Below are 15,435 nucleotides of genomic sequence, written 5' to 3' on the forward strand. Positions count from 1 at the left end.
TACGAGGGCGCCGGGCCGCCGCGGCGCAGCGCCGGGGCTAGGCCCAGAGCAGGATCCGCGCCACCCCGCGGACCGGGGCCAGGACCACGACGACGAGCAGGTCCAGCAGCAGCGCCACGAGCTTGGCCAGCCACAGCGGGGACCGGAGGAGGATGAGCGGGACGCAGATCACGAGGAAGACGGCCGCCGAGAGCGGGTCGTCGCCGTCGGGGAGGTCGGGGAACTCCGGCACCCGGAAGCGGGACAGGTGCCGCCGCGGGTAGGGGGCGGCCAGGACCCGCACGGCCCAGCGCTTCGCGGCCGGGGTCCGCACCGGGGTCGAGGGCACGGCGCGACGCTAGTGCCGCGGCGACCCCCGCTGCGGCGGCCGTCCACAGGTCAGCTCAGCGAGTCGACCCAGTTGCGCAGCAGCCGCGCGCCGGCGTCGCCCGACTTCTCGGGGTGGAACTGGGTGGCCGTCAGCGGGCCGTTCTCCACGGCGGCCACGAACCGGGCCCCGTGCTCCGCCCACGTCACCGCCGGTGGCGTGACGTTGCCGCCCGTGGTGTCCACGAGCTCCCACCGCTGCACGCCGAAGGAGTGCACGAAGTAGAACCGCTCGTCCCGCACGCCCTCGAAGAGGACGGACCCGGGGGCGGCCTCGACCGTGCTCCAGCCCATGTGCGGGACGACGTCGGCGGGCAGCCGCTCGACGGTGCCCGGCCACTGCCCCAGGCCCTCGTGGTCGCCGCCGCCGGGCTCGGTGCTGGCGTCGAACATGACCTGCAGGCCGACGCAGATGCCGAGGACGGGGCGCCCGCCCGCGAGGCGGCGGTCGATGATCGCGTCCCCGCCGATGGCCCGCAGGCCCTCGTTGACCGCCGCGAAGGCCCCCACCCCGGGCACGAGGAGCCCGTCGGCCTCGAGGGCGGCCCTGCGGTCAGAGGTCAGCTCGACGTCAGCGCCGACGCGCTCGAGGGCGCGCACGGCGGAACGGACGTTGCCGAAGCCGTAGTCCAGGACGACGACCTTCTTCGCCGCTCCTGCGGCCGAGGTGCTCGGTGCCGGGGTCACGCCACTCACAACGCACCCTTGGTGCTGGGGATGCCCACCACGCGGGGGTCGGGTTCCACGGCGTAGCGCAGCGCCCGGGCCAGCGCCTTGAACTGCGCCTCGACGACGTGGTGCGGGTCGCGGCCCGCCAGGACGCGCACGTGCAGGGCGATCTGGGCGTGGAAGGCGAAGCTCTCCAGGACGTGGCGGGTCAGCGACCCCGTGAAGTGGCCGCCGATGAGGTGGAACACCTGCCCTGCCGGCTCCCCCTCGTGCACGCAGTACGGCCGGCCCGAGACGTCGACGACGACGTGCGCGAGCGCCTCGTCCAGCGGCACGGTCGCGTCGGCGAAGCGCCGGATCCCGGCCTTGTCGCCCAGCGCCTGCCGGAAGGCCTGACCCAGCACGATCGCGGTGTCCTCGACGGTGTGGTGGACGTCGATGTGGGTGTCGCCGCTGGCCCGGACCGTCAGGTCCATGAGCGAGTGCTTGCCCAGCGCCGTGAGCATGTGGTCGTAGAAGGGCACCGACGTGTCGATGGAGGTCCGGCCGGTGCCGTCGAGGTCAAGCTCGACCAGCACCGTGGACTCCGACGTGGCGCGCTCCAGGCGTGCGGTCCTGCTCATCGTGCGTCCTCTCCCGTGGTGTCGGACCGGCCCGTGACCTCGAGCAGGGCGGTCCTGAAGGCGTCCATCTCCGCGGCCGTGCCGATGCTGACCCGCAGCCAGCCCTCCGGCCCCGTCTCCCGGATGAGGACGCCGCGGTCCAGCAGCCCCTGCCAGACGGCGTGGCGGTCGGGCAGCGTGCCGAACAGGACGAAGTTCGCGTCCGACTCCGCGGCGCGGAAGCCCTGCGCGCGCAGCCACGCGACGGTCTCGTCGCGGCGCTCGCGCAGCTCCGCGACGGTGGCGAGCAGCTCCGCGGAGTGCTTCAGCGCCGCGCGCGCGACCGCCTGCGTGACGGCCGAGAGGTGGTAGGGCAGGCGGACGATCCGCAGGGCGTCGACGAAGGCGGGCGCCGCCGCCAGGTAGCCCAGGCGCGCGCCCGCCAGCGAGAACGCTTTGCTCATCGTCCGGCTCACCGCGAGGTGGCCGTGCCCGGGCAGCAGCTCCAGGGCGCTGGGCGTCCCGGCCCGGCGGAACTCGCCGTAGGCCTCGTCGACCACGACGACGGCACCGCCGGGCACCGCGGCCGCCGCCTCCAGGACCGCCTCGACGGTGGCCAGCGGCAGCGCCGTCCCGGTCGGGTTGTTGGGGCTGGCCAGCAGCACCACGGACGGGCGGTGCTGGGCGATCTGCTCGCGGGCGTGCCCCACGTCGAGGGTGAACGGGTCCGCCGCGTCGGGCGCGGCCCGGCGCCCCGTCACCCAGCCCGTCAGGGTGTCGCGGGCGTACTCGGGGTACATCGAGTAGGTCGGCGCGAAGCTCAGGCAGGTGCGGCCGGGACCGCCGAAGGCCTGCAGCACGTGCAGCATCACCTCGTTGGACCCGTTGGCCGCCCACAGCTGCGCGGCGTCCAGCCGGGCCCCGGACTCCTCGCCGAGGAAGCGCGCCAGGTCCGCCCGCAGGTCGAGGAAGTCGCGGTCGGGGTAGCGGTTCAGCCCCACCGCCGCCTCGGTGACGGCCGCGGCGATCTCCGCCACCACGGCCGGGGCCACCGGGTACGGGTTCTCGTTGACGTTCAGCACCACCGGCACCTGCAGCTGCGGTGCGCCGTAGGGGTGCTCGCCGCGGAGGTCCTCGCGCAGCGGGAGGTCGTCCAGGGTGGTGGCGGCACGCGCCGGGAGCGGCGGCCGGGTGGTCGGTGCGGTCACGGAGGCAGTCTCCCAGACCGCCGTGCCGAGCTGGACGGATGTTCTCGACAGGACACGAGGCCGGTCCGGCTCCCTCAGTCGACGTCTGCGTCAGCAGCGAGCAGCCTCGTCGAGCCGCAGCTCGTCCTCGTCGCTGATCGCTGTGCCCGAGGGTCGGGTCAGCCGAGGGGAGCACCAGCGGTCGGGTTCGATGTGCCGCCGGGCTGAGGGCCCCGGCGGCCTCCTCCATCAGTCAGCTACCGGGGCGCAGGGCCACCAGCTGTCCCGTGCCTGCACCCGACGCGCTGGCGGTGGCCGCCCACGTGCCCGTCGCGCCAGCCACGGGGCGGAGGAGGTCGACGATGGACTGACTCACCTTGTAGGTGGTCGTGGACGTCGCGACGTCGACCCGTTCCGTCGTTCCTGCGGGCGGGGTCCAGGTGGCCGCCACCGCACTGCTGAAGACACCGACGACGACGTCACCTGCGGTGGTGGTGGTGACCGACGGCGCTGCGATCGATCGTCCCGCAGCGCTGGTGACGAGCCCGGCGTCGACGTCCACGGGCGAGGCGCTCGAGACGCCGGAGTACGCGACGACCCCGAGGGTGGCCGCCTGGGCACTGGAGAGACGCCAGGTGAGGAGCGGGGCGTCACCGGCCGACAGCCGGTGCTGGTAGACGGCGGTCCGGGAGGTCGTGCCGTTGCTGTCGAGCCGCACCAGCGACCACCCAGCGGGAGGTGAGAGCGTCGGGGCACCACGCACGCTCACCGCTGCCACGAGGAGGTCGCCCGTCACCGCCCCGCTGGGCACGTCGACCGAGACGGAGGTGGTCGCGGTGTTGGCAGCACCGCTCGCCGCCCGGAAGGCCACCGACGAGGAACCGCCAGCCGGTGCTGCCGTCACCGTGACGAGTCCAGGCCTGGTCGACGTGCCGGATCCGGCCGCGTTCGTGGCGACGAGCGTCACGGTGAAGGTGCCTGCGGTCCCGTAGTTGTGAACGGGATTGCGTTCCGTGGACGTCGCGCCGTCGCCGAAGTCCCAGCTCCACGACGTCGGCACCCCGGTCGACGCGTCGGTGAACGACACCGCGAGCGGCGCTTGCCCACTGCTGGCGGAGGAGCTGAACTGCGCCACGGGGGCAGCAGGCTGTGCTGACCCCAACGGGATGTCCGCGTGCCAGTAGCGCTTGGTCGCGTTGTTGGTCGCCAGGACGACGACGCCTGATGCAGAGGTCACGGCCTGCTTCGTCCCGGTGACGTCGTTCATGTTCGCGGAATCCCCGTCCCGGACCACGGGAATACCGCGTCCCGCGACGAATCGGGGGTCGTCCAGCGGGGCGGTCTTCTCGTAGATGGTGCCGGGTTGCCCGGAGTACGAGCAGCCTGTGCCCGTGGGCGCGGTGAAGTACGCACGGACGAGGGAGTTGACGGTGTCCAGGAGCACGTTGGGCCGGGTGACGCAGTCGCCCACCGTGGCGATCGTGCGGACGTCGAAGTTCTGCAGCGACGGCCGGTAGACCAGCAGCATCAGCTGAGGGAGGGTCTTGTCCGCTGACGCGTCGTTGGCGCTGGTCTTCACAGCCGCGAACACCCTGCCTTGACCGTCCGAGTCGAGGGACCTGATGCTCAGGTGGTCGTCGGCGGACGAGTTCCCGGACAAAGCGCTGCGCCCCTGCCACGACTGCGTCGGCGAGCCGTCCACGTGGACGGCCCAGTAGACCGTCTCGTCCAGCTGATTGCTCCAGAGGATGCCGATCTTGTTGCCGGCGAAGCGCACGAGGGAAGAGATGTCGTCCGGTGCGACCGCAGATCCGGTGACCGGGACGATGAAGGGCACTCCCCAGGAGTCACCGCCCGGGGACGAGCGGTTCGCGAAGACCGCATTGGTGAAGCCGGACGTGGAGCTGCCGGCGACCTGCGTCCACGTGGCCCAGACAGAACCCGTCGAGTCCACGTCGATCGTCATCGACTCGCTGGAGTTGGACGTGATCGTGGAGGGGAACCCGGGGTCGAGGACGTACCTGCCTCCCGCGTAGCTGTAGCGGTAGAGGAAGGCCGGGTTCCCGGGCTTGGAGGCGACGGGCGCCTCGTCCGTCGAGACCGTGACGGCGTGCGAGGCGATGTAGAGGTGACTGCCGTCCCACAGGACGTCGGCCAGGGAGCCCGCGCGGACGTCGACCGGCACCTCGGTGCTGGTCCACTGCTCGGTCGACCGGTCGAGCCGGAAGATCTCCCACCGCAGACTCGCCGCGTCGTACATGTCGGCCCACCAGGAACCGTCGTTCCACCACAGCTTGCTCTGCGGCTTGTCCTGGGTCGGCGGGTACTTGGCACCCGCGTAGGACGGCCCTTCGTAGCCGATGTCCCCCGTGGCGGCACCGGCAGGCGCCGCCACGGCGAGCGATGACCCGACGGCGAGCGACAGGACGAGGAGGACGGCGCGGATCAGAGTGGACTTCTTCGACAGCACGACGGCCTCCCGGCCTTCCGGTGACGGCCTTGCCGGCCGACGCGAACGCTAACCCATGTGGGTGAGCCAGCGAGGGCCGTCAGGAGAGAATGACGAAGGGCAGTCAGGAAAACTCCGGAGCGTGCGCGAGGAACTACCGTGAGAGCCCGGCGGCCGTCCTCCCGACCTCAGCGCGAGGCGTGCGCTCCGTATCCGGGAAGCACCGAACACGCCTCGAGGAGGTCGCCGCCTGCGAGCAGCGGGTTCTTGATCAGGTTGCCACCGGTGTCCCGGACGCCCGACGACGCATCGACGGCACGCGGCGTCGCCCACACGACGTTGTCGTGGACGGTGCTCCCCGAACCCGTGAGCTGGTACGCCGTCACGGCGGAGCGGTTGGTGGCCGGGAACTGCATGACGTTGTGGTGGACGTCCACGTGGGACGTCCCCCACGCCAGCTGGACGTTCGACGGCCCTCGGTTGTCCGACATCGTGTTGTAGCGGATCACGAGTCCCTCGACGGTCCCTGCACCCGCAGCCGGAGGGCCGACCTTGATCGCACGGCCGTTGGCGCTGCCGACGAGGACGTTGTCCTCGAGCACCCCGCCGGAGCCGCTGGAGTTGACGTAGACGAGGTGGTCCTGGTTGGTACCGTTGCTGGGGCGCGTGTCGTGGATGTGGTTGCCCGCGACGGTCCAGTCAGAGGCGGCACCCGCGACGAGGAGCGCGGCGTACGAGTGCGCTTCGGAGAACTCGCACGAGCGCAGGGACCAGCCCGAACCGCCGGTGACCTTGACCATGTGCTCAGCTCTGCTGTTCGCCGACGACCACGTCACGCCGATCCCGGACACGTCCCAGAAGGACGGGTTCCGCAACCACAGGAGCCCCTTGACCAGGGGCCGCTCGCCGGGGAAAGCCCTCACGGTGATGCGTGCGGCGGGCGTCCCCGGGGTCAGGACGGGGTTCTGGACGCGTTCCGCGTAGGTCCCTCCACGAACGAGCAGGGTGTCCCCGGGTCGCAGTGCGGACAGTGCCCGCGAGAAGGTCCGGAGAGGACGGTCGAGCGTTCCGGGGCTGGCGTCCGAACCCGTCGGCGAGACCGAGAGGGTGCGCGCCGTGGCCGCGACCGCGGAGCCGGCGCCGTGCGCGAGGCTCGCCGGGACGTAGGCGGCGGCGAGTGCGAAGGTGAGCAGCTGACGCCGGGTCGGGCCGGGTGCGGACGTGGTGAGATCCATGGGTGGTCCTCTCGGGTGGGCTGTGCTGTCCCCCTGGTTCTCGGACGTCGGTGCACCCGCCCTAAGCGGTTTCTGCCTGCGTTCCAGCGGGCCGCGTAACGCGCGGCGGACGGTGGACGATGTACTCGGTTGCGCCGATCGGCCACTCGAACCCCCACCACATCGCGCTGCCGCTCTGCGCGGGGGGACGCGGACCGCCAGGCTCCACCGCTGAAACGCCCCACGACGCCCGGGTGCACCCCTAAGCTGCCGACGCGTGGGGTTGCCGGAATGCGGCAGACCGATCCGCGACGACGGTCCCCGGAACCGCCCCGGCGCGTGCGTGTTCTGGACCCACCGGACGAAGGAGCAGCAGGTGCCCATGGACGGACCGCCCCCCACCACCGACCTCCAGGCCATCGTCGCCGCGGCGACGAGCCGGCCCCCCTCCCGCACGCACGACGTCGAGGGCGACCTCGTGACCGTCGTGATCCCGGCGAAGGACGAGGAGGCTGCGATCGGGGCCTGCCTGCGCAGCGTGCTCGCCCAGGACTGGCCGCACCTGCAGGTCCTCGTGGTCGACGGCGCCTCCAGCGACTCGACGGTGGCCGTCGTGACCGCGCTCGCCGCCCGGGACCCTCGTGTCGAGCTCCTGGTGAACCCCCGGGGCATCATCCCGGCCTCGCTCAACCTCGCGGTCCGCCACGCGCGCGGGCGGTGGCTCGTGCGCATCGACGCCCATGCCAGCGTCCCCCCTGACTACGTCCGCACCGCGGTGGCGCACCTGAGCACCGGTCGCTGGGGTGGCGTGGGTGGCCGCAAGGACGGGATCGGCGGAGGCCCGTCCGGCGACGCGATCGCCGCTGCGATGGCGTCGCGGTTCGGGGTCGGTGGCTCCACGTACCACCACGGGACGGTGGCGCAGTCCGTGGAGCACATCCCCTTCGGCGCTTACCCCCTCTCGGTCGTGCGTGAGCTCGGCGGGTGGGACGAGGACCTCAGGGTCAACCAGGACTTCGAGTTCGACTACCGCGTGCGCTCAGCGGGCCACCAACTGCTGTTCGACCCGGCGCTCGTCATCAAGTGGGAGAACCGGCAGACCGTGGCGGCCCTCTTCCAGCAGTACAGGCGCTACGGCCGGGGGAAGGTCAAGGTGGCGTCCAAGCACCCGCGGTCCCTCCGCCCTCGGCACCTGGCAGCGCCGGCACTCGTCCTCCTGCTGGCCACCGCCGCGGCGGCGGGAACAGTGCGCCCCCGGGTCGGACTGGGGCTGGCTGCTCCCTACGGCCTGGCCCTCGCCGTCGCCACAGCGCGGACGGCACCGCAGGTCTCGGGTGCAGGACAGCGAGCCCGGCTTGTCGCCGCGTTCGCCGCCATGCACGTCGGCTGGGGACTCGGCTTCTACCAAGGCCTGCGAGACGTGGCCGTCTCGCGCGGGACGCGGTCGAACGCAGGGTGACCACCGTGGAGACCGCCGGCGGTGGTGACCTCCGCCGGGCCGCAGCCTCGGGAACCGTGTGGCAGGGGGCCGCCTACGTGGGCGGCAAGGCCGTGGTGGCGGTCAGCACCGTCGTCCTCGCTCGCCTGCTGGCCCCCGAGGCCTTCGGCGTGGTCGCGCTCGCGACCGTCTTCATCAGCTACGCCGACGTCGTCTCCGACCTGGGGGTGGCCCAGGCGGTCATCTACCGTCCGGGGGTGGCCGGCGTGGTCCGCGCGGCGACAGCCTGCTCCCTGCTCTTCGGTCTGTTCCTCAGCGGCGGCGCACTGCTGCTCGCTGCACCGATCGCCACCTACTTCGGGGACCCGCAGGTCGCACCGCTGGTGCGCATGCTCTCCGTCGCGCTGCTGGCGGGTGCGGCAGCTTCGGTGCCGCAAGCTCTGCTGCGCCGGGACCTGCGGTTCCGCACCCTGGGCGTGCTCGCTCTGGCTCAGGCCCTGTGCACGGGCGGCGTCGCCGTCGTCCTCGCCCTGCGCGGTGCGGGACCCACCGCCATCGTCACGGGCAGCGTCGTCGGGGCCTGCATCTACGCCGGTCTCGCCTGGACGACCTGCCGGGCTCGGGCGGCTCACACTGGCGCACGAGTGCGACGCTCCGACCTGCGCCTGGTCCTCGCCTACGGACTTCCGGTGGCCGGTGGCATGCTGCTCGCCAAGCTGGTCGCTGACATCGACTACCTCGTCGTGGGACGGCAGCAGGGCGTCGAGCAGCTGGGGTTGTACACGCTGGCCTTCCGGGTGCCCGAGCTCATCATCATCAACGCCTTCTTCGTCGTCTCCTCCGTCACCTTCCCCCTCTACGCCCGTGCGAGCGGTGACCCGGTGCGCATGCGCCGCGGCTACCTCAGCAGCGTCCGTGCGCAGAGCGTGTACGGGCTCTGCGCCGGCGCCGGTCTGGCCGTCTTGTCACCTGCGGTGGTTCCTATCGTGCTGGGGAGCCAGTGGCGAGGAGCGGTGGTGCCGATGGCGCTGCTGGCGATCTACGCCGCTCTCCGCTCGCTGGGAGCCGGGACGAACGACGTCTACAAGGCCATGGGTCGGCCGCGGATCATCCTGGTCGTGGCGAGCATCCGACTCGCCGTGCTCGCGACCGTGCTCGTGGTCGTGGCGCGGTGGGGCATCGTGGCCGTGGCCGTGGCTCAGGTCGCTGCAGCAGCGGCCTTCGTCGTCCTCATGCAGGGCGTGGCGATGAGGCTGCTGGGTCTGCGCACCGGAGAACTGGTGCGCGCCGTCGCGCCGTCGCTGGCCGCGGGTTCAGCCGTCGCCCTCACGTGCGGGGCCGTGCTCCTGGTCCCCGTCGGAGACGCCGTGCACCTGGCGATGGCCGTTCCTCTCGCTGTCGGGGCGGCCGCCGCAGCCCTGCACCTGACTGCTCCGACGTTCCTGCCCGGAAACGTGGCGCTGCTGCGGCGCCGGAAGGTGGCGACCACATGATCGACCGGGACCGCGACACGAGCACCCGAACCACTCCGCCGAGTCCGGGGTTCAGGCCGGGTCAGCCTCGCGGGGACACCGACGGGGAGGCCCGGCGTTCCGTGCAGCAAGCCCTTGCCGCCCTCGAGTCGGAGGGGGTTCCGCACTGCCTGCGCAACGGTGGGCTGCCGGATCAGCTGGGCAACCAGGAGGACGTGGACGTGCTCGTTCCCGCCCGGCACCGGGCGGCTGCGGTGCAAGCCCTGCGCGCCGCCGGATGGCTGCACTGGCGAGCGCCCGGCCACTCGGGACACGACTTCCTCCTGGTCTGCACGCCAGAGGGGACGTGGATCAAGCTCGACCTGGTCACCCGCCTCCGCTACGGCAGCAGGGAGGAGCCCGTTGACGGTGTCGTGGCGCGCCGGACTCACAAGGACGGGGTCTGGTGCGCGGCTGAGCTGGATGTCGACCGGCATCAGCAGGAGCGGCGCGACGGACAGCGGGAGGTCGTCTCACGGCCGGAGCGGTGGCGGAGGCGCGGGCCGGTCTCGCTGCGGCGGCAGGGCCCCGTCATCGCCCTCGTCGGGCCGGACGGCGCCGGCAAGGGCACCGTGGTCGAAGGCCTGCGACAGACGTTGCCGGTGGCGGTGACGATCGTGTACCTCGGCGACCACGGCGGGTCGTCAGGCACCGCAGGACGCGGAGCAGCACGTCCGGGTACTGACGTCGCGCGCGCGCCATCGCGCCCAGCGGGGGCCGCTCGCGAAGCCGCCTTCGTCCTGCGCAAGCACCTGCGGCTGGCACGCCCCCTCGTGAGGGCACACGTGGCCGCCTGGCGCGGCCACGTCGTCCTGTGTGACCGGCACCCGCTCGACGCCGTCGCGGTGCGTCCCCCGAGGGGCGCGCTCGCCGGCGCCCTGGAGGCCGTCCTGGCTCGCGTCACGGGGCCGCAGCTCGACGCGCTGCTGGTGCTCGACGCCCCAGGGGCGGTCCTCTTCGAACGCAAGGGCGAACACTCGCCCGCCGTCCTCGAAGGGTGGCGACAGGGCTACCGCTCGCTGCCGCGCGCCATCGTCGTCGACACGCTGCCAGGTCCCGAGGCGACCCTGCGCAGCGTCCGACAGCTGTCGTGGGCGGCAGCCGTGCGACGCAGGGAGGCCACGTGAACGCGCCCGTCCCCTTGCCGGGGACCGGGTCCGACGTGGTCGCCCCACTGCCCCCGGGTGCCGCACCCGCGCACGTCCTGCTGCGCACGCTCCGGAGGGAGACACTGCTGGTCGCGGCCCGGACCAGCTTCGCACCGGGCCCAGCCCCGACGCGCCTGCGCGCCCCGCGCTTGGCCGGAGGCGTCCGCGAAGGCGCTCGGCGGGCGCTCGGAGCCGGGTGGATCACCTCGACCGACCTCACTGAGAGCACTGCGGTCGCGACGGTGTTGCGGCACCTCCGAGCAGGTCGGGTCAGCGCCCCCGCGATCGGCGCTGACGGGTCCGCGCGCTGGACGTTCGAGGCGGGCACGCGCCGGCTCGTGCTGCGGCTCGGGAAGGCGGACAGCGCCGCCGATCCACGCCGCGCACAGCACGTCCTGAGGTCGCTGGAGCTCTGCGGCGTGGACGGCGTCCCACGCATCGTCGACGCCGGTTCGGTCGAGGGGCTGGGCTGGACGGCCGAGACCCTCCTGCCCGGCCACCGACCCCGGCAGCTCGGGAAGGCGCTCGTGCGAGACATCGCCACCTTCCTGAGCGGGCTGCCCACGAGCACCGTGCAGTTCACCGCACGGACCGATGCAGAGGTGCTGGCACGCGCGCACCCGAACCGGCGCGCACAGCTGCTGGACGTGGCGGACCGGTTGGCCGATCACCCGCTCGCCGCGAACCCCGTGGTCCGTCATGGTGATCTCTGGCTCGGCAACTGCCTGCGCGACCGACGCGGGAGGTTGAGCGGCGTCGTCGACTGGGACGCCTCGACGCCGGCCGGGCTGCCTGGCGCTGACCTGCTGCACCTGATCGCCACGGACGTCCGGCTGCGGCGGAGGTCATCCCTGGGGGACGTCTGGCGGACCGCGCCCTGGGAGGGTGCCGCCTTCCTGGCGCCGGCCCAGTCCCAGTGGCCGCAGTGGGCCCACGAGGCGGACGCCCGGCGGGCGGTCGGAACGAGCTGGTGGTTGTCCCAGGTGGCCGCAGACCTCAACCGCGCCCCACAACGCGCATCCGACGTGCGCTGGTGGAGATCCAACGTGGCGTCCGTGCTGGACGCGGTGGCGCGCTGAGCAGCCACCGGGGTGAACCGGTCAGCCGGCGCCATAGCGAGCGGCGGTGACGTTGCGAGGGACGAGGGCAGCGTTCGGCGGTCGCAACCGCGCCGAAGGCCTGAGCCGAGGGTCGAACGAGAAGTTGCCTCCCCCGTCCGCCAGTCCCGCAGTCGCCTCCTCGAGGACGCCCGCGGATCGCCACCCGATGTTGTCGCGCACCACGTTCGCGCGCCCCGTGAGGGAGAAGCTCGTGACGTTCGCCCGGTCACGAGCAGCGTGCACCATGATGTTCCGCTCGACCACGACGTTCGAGGTGTCCCAGGCCAGCTGCACGTTCGACGGACCGGTGTTGTCCACCATGGTGTTGTAGCGCAGCACGATGTTCGCGACCGCCGCACCTCCGGGCTCCTCGGGGCCCACCTTGACGGCTCGCCCGTTCAGGCTGCCCACGAGGAGGCAGTCCTCGACGACACCACCGCCCGTCCCGCAGTTCAGGTAGACGAGGTGGTCCTGGTTCGTGCCGTTGGCACGGTGCGTGTCGTGGACGTGCAGGTTCGCGAGCCGGAACCGCACCGGAGCACCCGCCACCAGGACGGCGGCGAAGGAACGCGCGTTCCACACCTCGGCTTCGACGAACTGCCAGTGCGCCCCACCGACCACCTTGACGAGGTGGTCACGCGGACGCAGTCCTCGGCGCCAGGTGACGTTCAGCCCCCGGACCGTCCAGAAGTCGGGTTTGTGCAGGCGCAGGAGGCCGTGCAGCACGGGCCGTTCCCCCGGCGCGGCGCGGACGACGATGCCCGCCTCGGCCGTTCCACCGTTGAGGGGCACATCCACGTCCTCGAGGTAGTCGCCACCCCAGACGCACAGCTGGTCACCTGGTTCCAAGCGCCGGAAGGCGGCCGACAAGGTCGCCCACGGGGCCGCGGAGGCTCCCACGGCGCGGTCGTCTCCGCCGGGAGCGACGTGGAAGGTCCTCCGGCCGGACCTCTGGTCGGCAGTCGCCCCGGTCGTCCCGCCCGGCCTCGAGCCGGACTGCGGACGGAGCGAGTCGGACGTCAGGAGGAGTTCGACCGCCGACGCCAAGGTCGCAGTCCCCGCGAGCAGGACGGCGCGGCGTCTCGGGGTCACCGGTTCAGGGTCCTGCGGCGCTGGGTGCTCGAGCTCCTGTCGCTCCACCGCCGGGACGGGCGGCGTGGACGTCGGCGGTACGAGCGTCGTCTGGCCGGACGTCATCGGCTCGCCGTCTCGATCGCCGCCGCCCGCAGGAGGCGGTCGAACTCCTGCGCCGCGGACTGCCAGGACCGCCGTGGCGCGGCCCCCCCCTCGAGCGCGGCAGCCGCGGCCATCCGCGTGGCCGGATCGGTGAGGAGCGCCACCACTGCTTCCGCGACCTCCGCCGATGTCGACCGGACGAGCAGGGCAGGCGTCGGGCTGTGCCCGCGGGACGACTCGACAGAGGCGACGACGGGTCGGCCGGCGCCGAGCGCCTCGGCCACGGTGTTCTTCGTCCCCCGTCCCGTCCGGCCAGGGTAGACGGCCACGTGAGCGCTGCGGAACACCTCGACCACGTCGGGGACATCGCCACGCACCTCGACTCCCGCCCCCGCCAGGGAGAGGACGTCCGCGGTGGGACGCCGACCGGCCACGACCAGCCGCACGCCGGGGACCTCTCGACGCACGAGCGGCAGCACCTCGTGCACCAGCACGTCGAGGGCTTCCACGTTCGGCGGGTAGTCGAGGGAACCCACGAAGGCGACGGTCGCGGGCGGACCCGCGGCGCCGTCGTCGTCGCCCGGAGAAGCGGTGCCGTTTGGCACCGCGACCACTCGTGCTCCGCTCCGCTCCGCCCAGGTCCGGGCGTCGCCGGCGTTGACGACGACCACGGAGCTGGCCCGGTCGACCAGACGATCCTCGAGGCGTGCGGCGCGTCTCGACTGGACGAGGTCGTAGGTGCGGGCCAACCCGCGGCGGTGAGCTGCCCGCTCTGCCCAGTACGCCGACCACGGGTCGACGGCGTGGGCCACCACCGGCCCCTCGACAGCGTCGAGCTGACCGAAGACGTGCAGGCCGTGCAGGTAGGTGACGTCCGCTTCGGCGCTCAGGCTTCGCACCACCTCCCGCGACACCTGCCGTTGCCACGTCGCCCGAGGCAGCCGGGTGAAGGGCTGGTGGAGCAGCGCTGGAAGCCTTCCCCGGACGGGGAGCCTGACGACCGAGTGCAGCCGCTCCCGCAGGCCGGGGTCGACGGGCACCGGACGGTCGTCGAAGTAGGCGAGGTCGATGCGCACGTCCTCTGGCAGGTTCTGCAGCAGGTGGCAGGAGATCATCGTCGAGCCGTTCCCGTACCGCGCGTCCGTGCTGGGAGGGCTCTCGGCGAGGCAGAAGACCCTCACACGTCCCGCCCGGCGGGCAGGAGGGGCGGCGAGCCCCCGACGCGCGGCGCCCGCCGCGGACGGGCCCGGGCGGCAGCCGCGTACTCATCGAGGAGGTGACTCCTCAGGACCGGCAGGTCCAGCTCCTCCTCGGCTCGCTGACGCGCCGACGTCCCCATGCGGCGCCGCAGCTCAGGGTCGTCGTGGAGGCGTTCGAGGGCGTCAGCCAGGGCAGAGACGTCATGGCTGGGGACGACGAAGCCGTCGACGCCGTGACGCACGACGTCGGGGTTCGCACCGACCGCCGTCACCACGACAGGGAGCCCGCTCGCCATCGCCTCGTCGATCGCGATCGGCTGGCCCTCCCAGTGGCTGGGGAGGACGAAGCAGCTGGCGCGGTGCAGGGCGTCGCGCACGCCCGCGGCATCCAGAGATCCGTGCAGCCGCACGGTGAGACCCGATCGTGCGACGACGTCCCGCAGACGTCCCGCCTCCTCCTCGCCGACCTCGTGACCACCTCCCACGACGTCCAGTTCGATGTCGTTGCCTCGCGCTCGGGCGAGGGCCAGCGCGTCGACCAGGTCCTCCAGGCCCTTGCGGCGGCTCAGCGTCCCCACGTACACCGGCCAGGCGCCGGGGGCGTCCGGGGACGCCACGTCGAACGTGGCGACGTCGACCGCGTTGTGCACCGTCGTCACCGGTGTTGCAGGCAGCGACGCCCGGAGAGCCACACGTCCCGGTTCGGCGACCGCGATCATCCGGTCGACCGTCGCGCCGAGGACGTGGAGCAGGACTCGGTAGGTGGTGGAGGGCTGGAACGCCTCCTCTCGCCCCGAGTTCAGACGTCCCGAGTGCACGTGACAGACGACCGCGGCTCCGGAGGTCCTCGCGGCAGCGCACAGCAGGACGGCGCGAAGCAGCGGAAGGCTCGGCAGGAGTGCCGTCTGGACGTGGACCACATCGACCTTGCGCGCAGCGACGCCGACCCGCAGTGCATCTGCCACGACGTTGCGCGCGTTCTCGAAGGTCGCGCGCCCGGCCGCTCGTCCGGCACGCCTCGTGGTGTTCACCAGGGAGAACTCCACATGCTCCCGGAGGTCGGCGTCCCCGAGGAGGTTCTCCACGAAACTCGCGATTCCGCCGCGCGCCGGAGCAGCCTGACCGACGAGGAGGACTCGTGTAACTGCACGTAGCGGTTTCATACTCTCCGTCAATTCGCAGCTGTCTTCGAGAATTCACATCCCGTCAACCCTTCACTCATCTAGCCTAACCAGTCGTGAGGGGGGTGGACGTGGTAACGACGAGATCTGTTAGCCGACGTGCGACCACGTCGCCGTTCCCCTGGATCTCCGAGATCAGGGCGAGAGCCGGACAGTTGCTGTTGGTCCTCGTCCTGTCACTCGGTGTTGCAGGAG

13 protein-coding genes are annotated in these 15,435 nt (G+C 72.4%); 4 read left to right on the plus strand and 9 right to left on the minus strand.

Annotated elements, in window-relative coordinates; genetic code table 11:
• Positions 1–37 precede the first annotated feature (37 nt).
• The 6 genes from F1544_RS13705 to F1544_RS13730 form a co-directional block, all read right to left on the minus strand.
• A complete protein-coding gene (locus F1544_RS13705; RefSeq protein WP_167586263.1) occupies positions 38–328 on the minus strand; it encodes a hypothetical protein in 291 nt (96 codons plus the stop codon).
• A gap of 50 nt (positions 329–378) precedes the next feature.
• A complete protein-coding gene (gene hisH, locus F1544_RS13710) occupies positions 379–1,062 on the minus strand; it encodes an imidazole glycerol phosphate synthase subunit HisH (RefSeq protein ID WP_167586265.1) in 684 nt (227 codons plus the stop codon).
• Positions 1,059–1,658, minus strand: coding sequence for an imidazoleglycerol-phosphate dehydratase HisB (gene hisB, locus F1544_RS13715; protein WP_167586267.1), 600 nt, complete (start codon positions 1,656–1,658; stop codon positions 1,059–1,061). Before hisB ends, hisH begins: the two co-directional genes overlap by 4 nt.
• Complete coding sequence (locus F1544_RS13720) at positions 1,655–2,845, minus strand: histidinol-phosphate transaminase (protein ID WP_167586269.1); 1,191 nt, start codon at positions 2,843–2,845, stop codon at positions 1,655–1,657. The genes hisB and F1544_RS13720 overlap by 4 nt, the downstream gene beginning before the upstream one ends.
• A 232-nt stretch (positions 2,846–3,077) precedes the next feature.
• A complete protein-coding gene (locus tag F1544_RS25430; protein ID WP_308470068.1) occupies positions 3,078–5,294 on the minus strand; it encodes a PKD domain-containing protein in 2,217 nt (738 codons plus the stop codon).
• A 167-nt stretch (positions 5,295–5,461) separates the two neighbouring features.
• Positions 5,462–6,508 carry a right-handed parallel beta-helix repeat-containing protein gene (locus tag F1544_RS13730; RefSeq protein ID WP_167586271.1) on the minus strand — a complete coding sequence of 349 codons (1,047 nt, stop codon included), beginning with the start codon at positions 6,506–6,508 and terminating at the stop codon, positions 5,462–5,464.
• 361 nt (positions 6,509–6,869) lie between these two features.
• Between F1544_RS13730 and F1544_RS13735 the strand changes: the two genes are divergently transcribed.
• From F1544_RS13735 to F1544_RS13750, 4 genes are all read left to right on the plus strand, one after another.
• A complete protein-coding gene (locus F1544_RS13735) occupies positions 6,870–7,946 on the plus strand; it encodes a glycosyltransferase family 2 protein (protein ID WP_167586273.1) in 1,077 nt (358 codons plus the stop codon).
• Positions 7,943–9,418: a lipopolysaccharide biosynthesis protein gene (locus tag F1544_RS13740; protein ID WP_167586275.1), complete on the plus strand. Its 1,476-nt coding sequence runs from the start codon at positions 7,943–7,945 to the stop codon at positions 9,416–9,418. Before F1544_RS13735 ends, F1544_RS13740 begins: the two co-directional genes overlap by 4 nt.
• Before the next feature lie 101 nt (positions 9,419–9,519).
• Complete coding sequence (locus F1544_RS13745) at positions 9,520–10,563, plus strand: nucleoside/nucleotide kinase family protein (protein WP_167586277.1); 1,044 nt, start codon at positions 9,520–9,522, stop codon at positions 10,561–10,563.
• A 263-nt stretch (positions 10,564–10,826) separates the two neighbouring features.
• Positions 10,827–11,663 carry an aminoglycoside phosphotransferase family protein gene (locus tag F1544_RS13750; protein WP_373368081.1) on the plus strand — a complete coding sequence of 279 codons (837 nt, stop codon included), beginning with the start codon at positions 10,827–10,829 and terminating at the stop codon, positions 11,661–11,663.
• 21 nt (positions 11,664–11,684) lie between these two features.
• Here the strand turns inward: F1544_RS13750 and F1544_RS13755 are convergent, their stop codons facing one another.
• The 3 genes from F1544_RS13755 to F1544_RS13765 all read right to left on the minus strand — a co-directional run bounded on the left by F1544_RS13755 (position 11,685) and on the right by F1544_RS13765 (position 15,144).
• Positions 11,685–12,554, minus strand: coding sequence for a hypothetical protein (locus tag F1544_RS13755; protein WP_167586281.1), 870 nt, complete (start codon positions 12,552–12,554; stop codon positions 11,685–11,687).
• Positions 12,555–12,877: 323 nt separating this feature from the next.
• Positions 12,878–14,041 carry a glycosyltransferase gene (locus F1544_RS13760; RefSeq protein ID WP_167586283.1) on the minus strand — a complete coding sequence of 388 codons (1,164 nt, stop codon included), beginning with the start codon at positions 14,039–14,041 and terminating at the stop codon, positions 12,878–12,880.
• The gene (locus tag F1544_RS13765; protein ID WP_167586285.1) at positions 14,038–15,144 is read right to left on the minus strand and encodes a glycosyltransferase family 4 protein; all 1,107 of its coding nucleotides are present in this window, start codon (positions 15,142–15,144) and stop codon (positions 14,038–14,040) included. Before F1544_RS13765 ends, F1544_RS13760 begins: the two co-directional genes overlap by 4 nt.
• Between the last annotated feature and the right edge of the window lie 291 nt (positions 15,145–15,435).

Source organism: Kineococcus rubinsiae, from assembly GCF_011839805.1.
Lineage (GTDB): Bacteria > Actinomycetota > Actinomycetes > Actinomycetales > Kineococcaceae > Kineococcus > Kineococcus rubinsiae.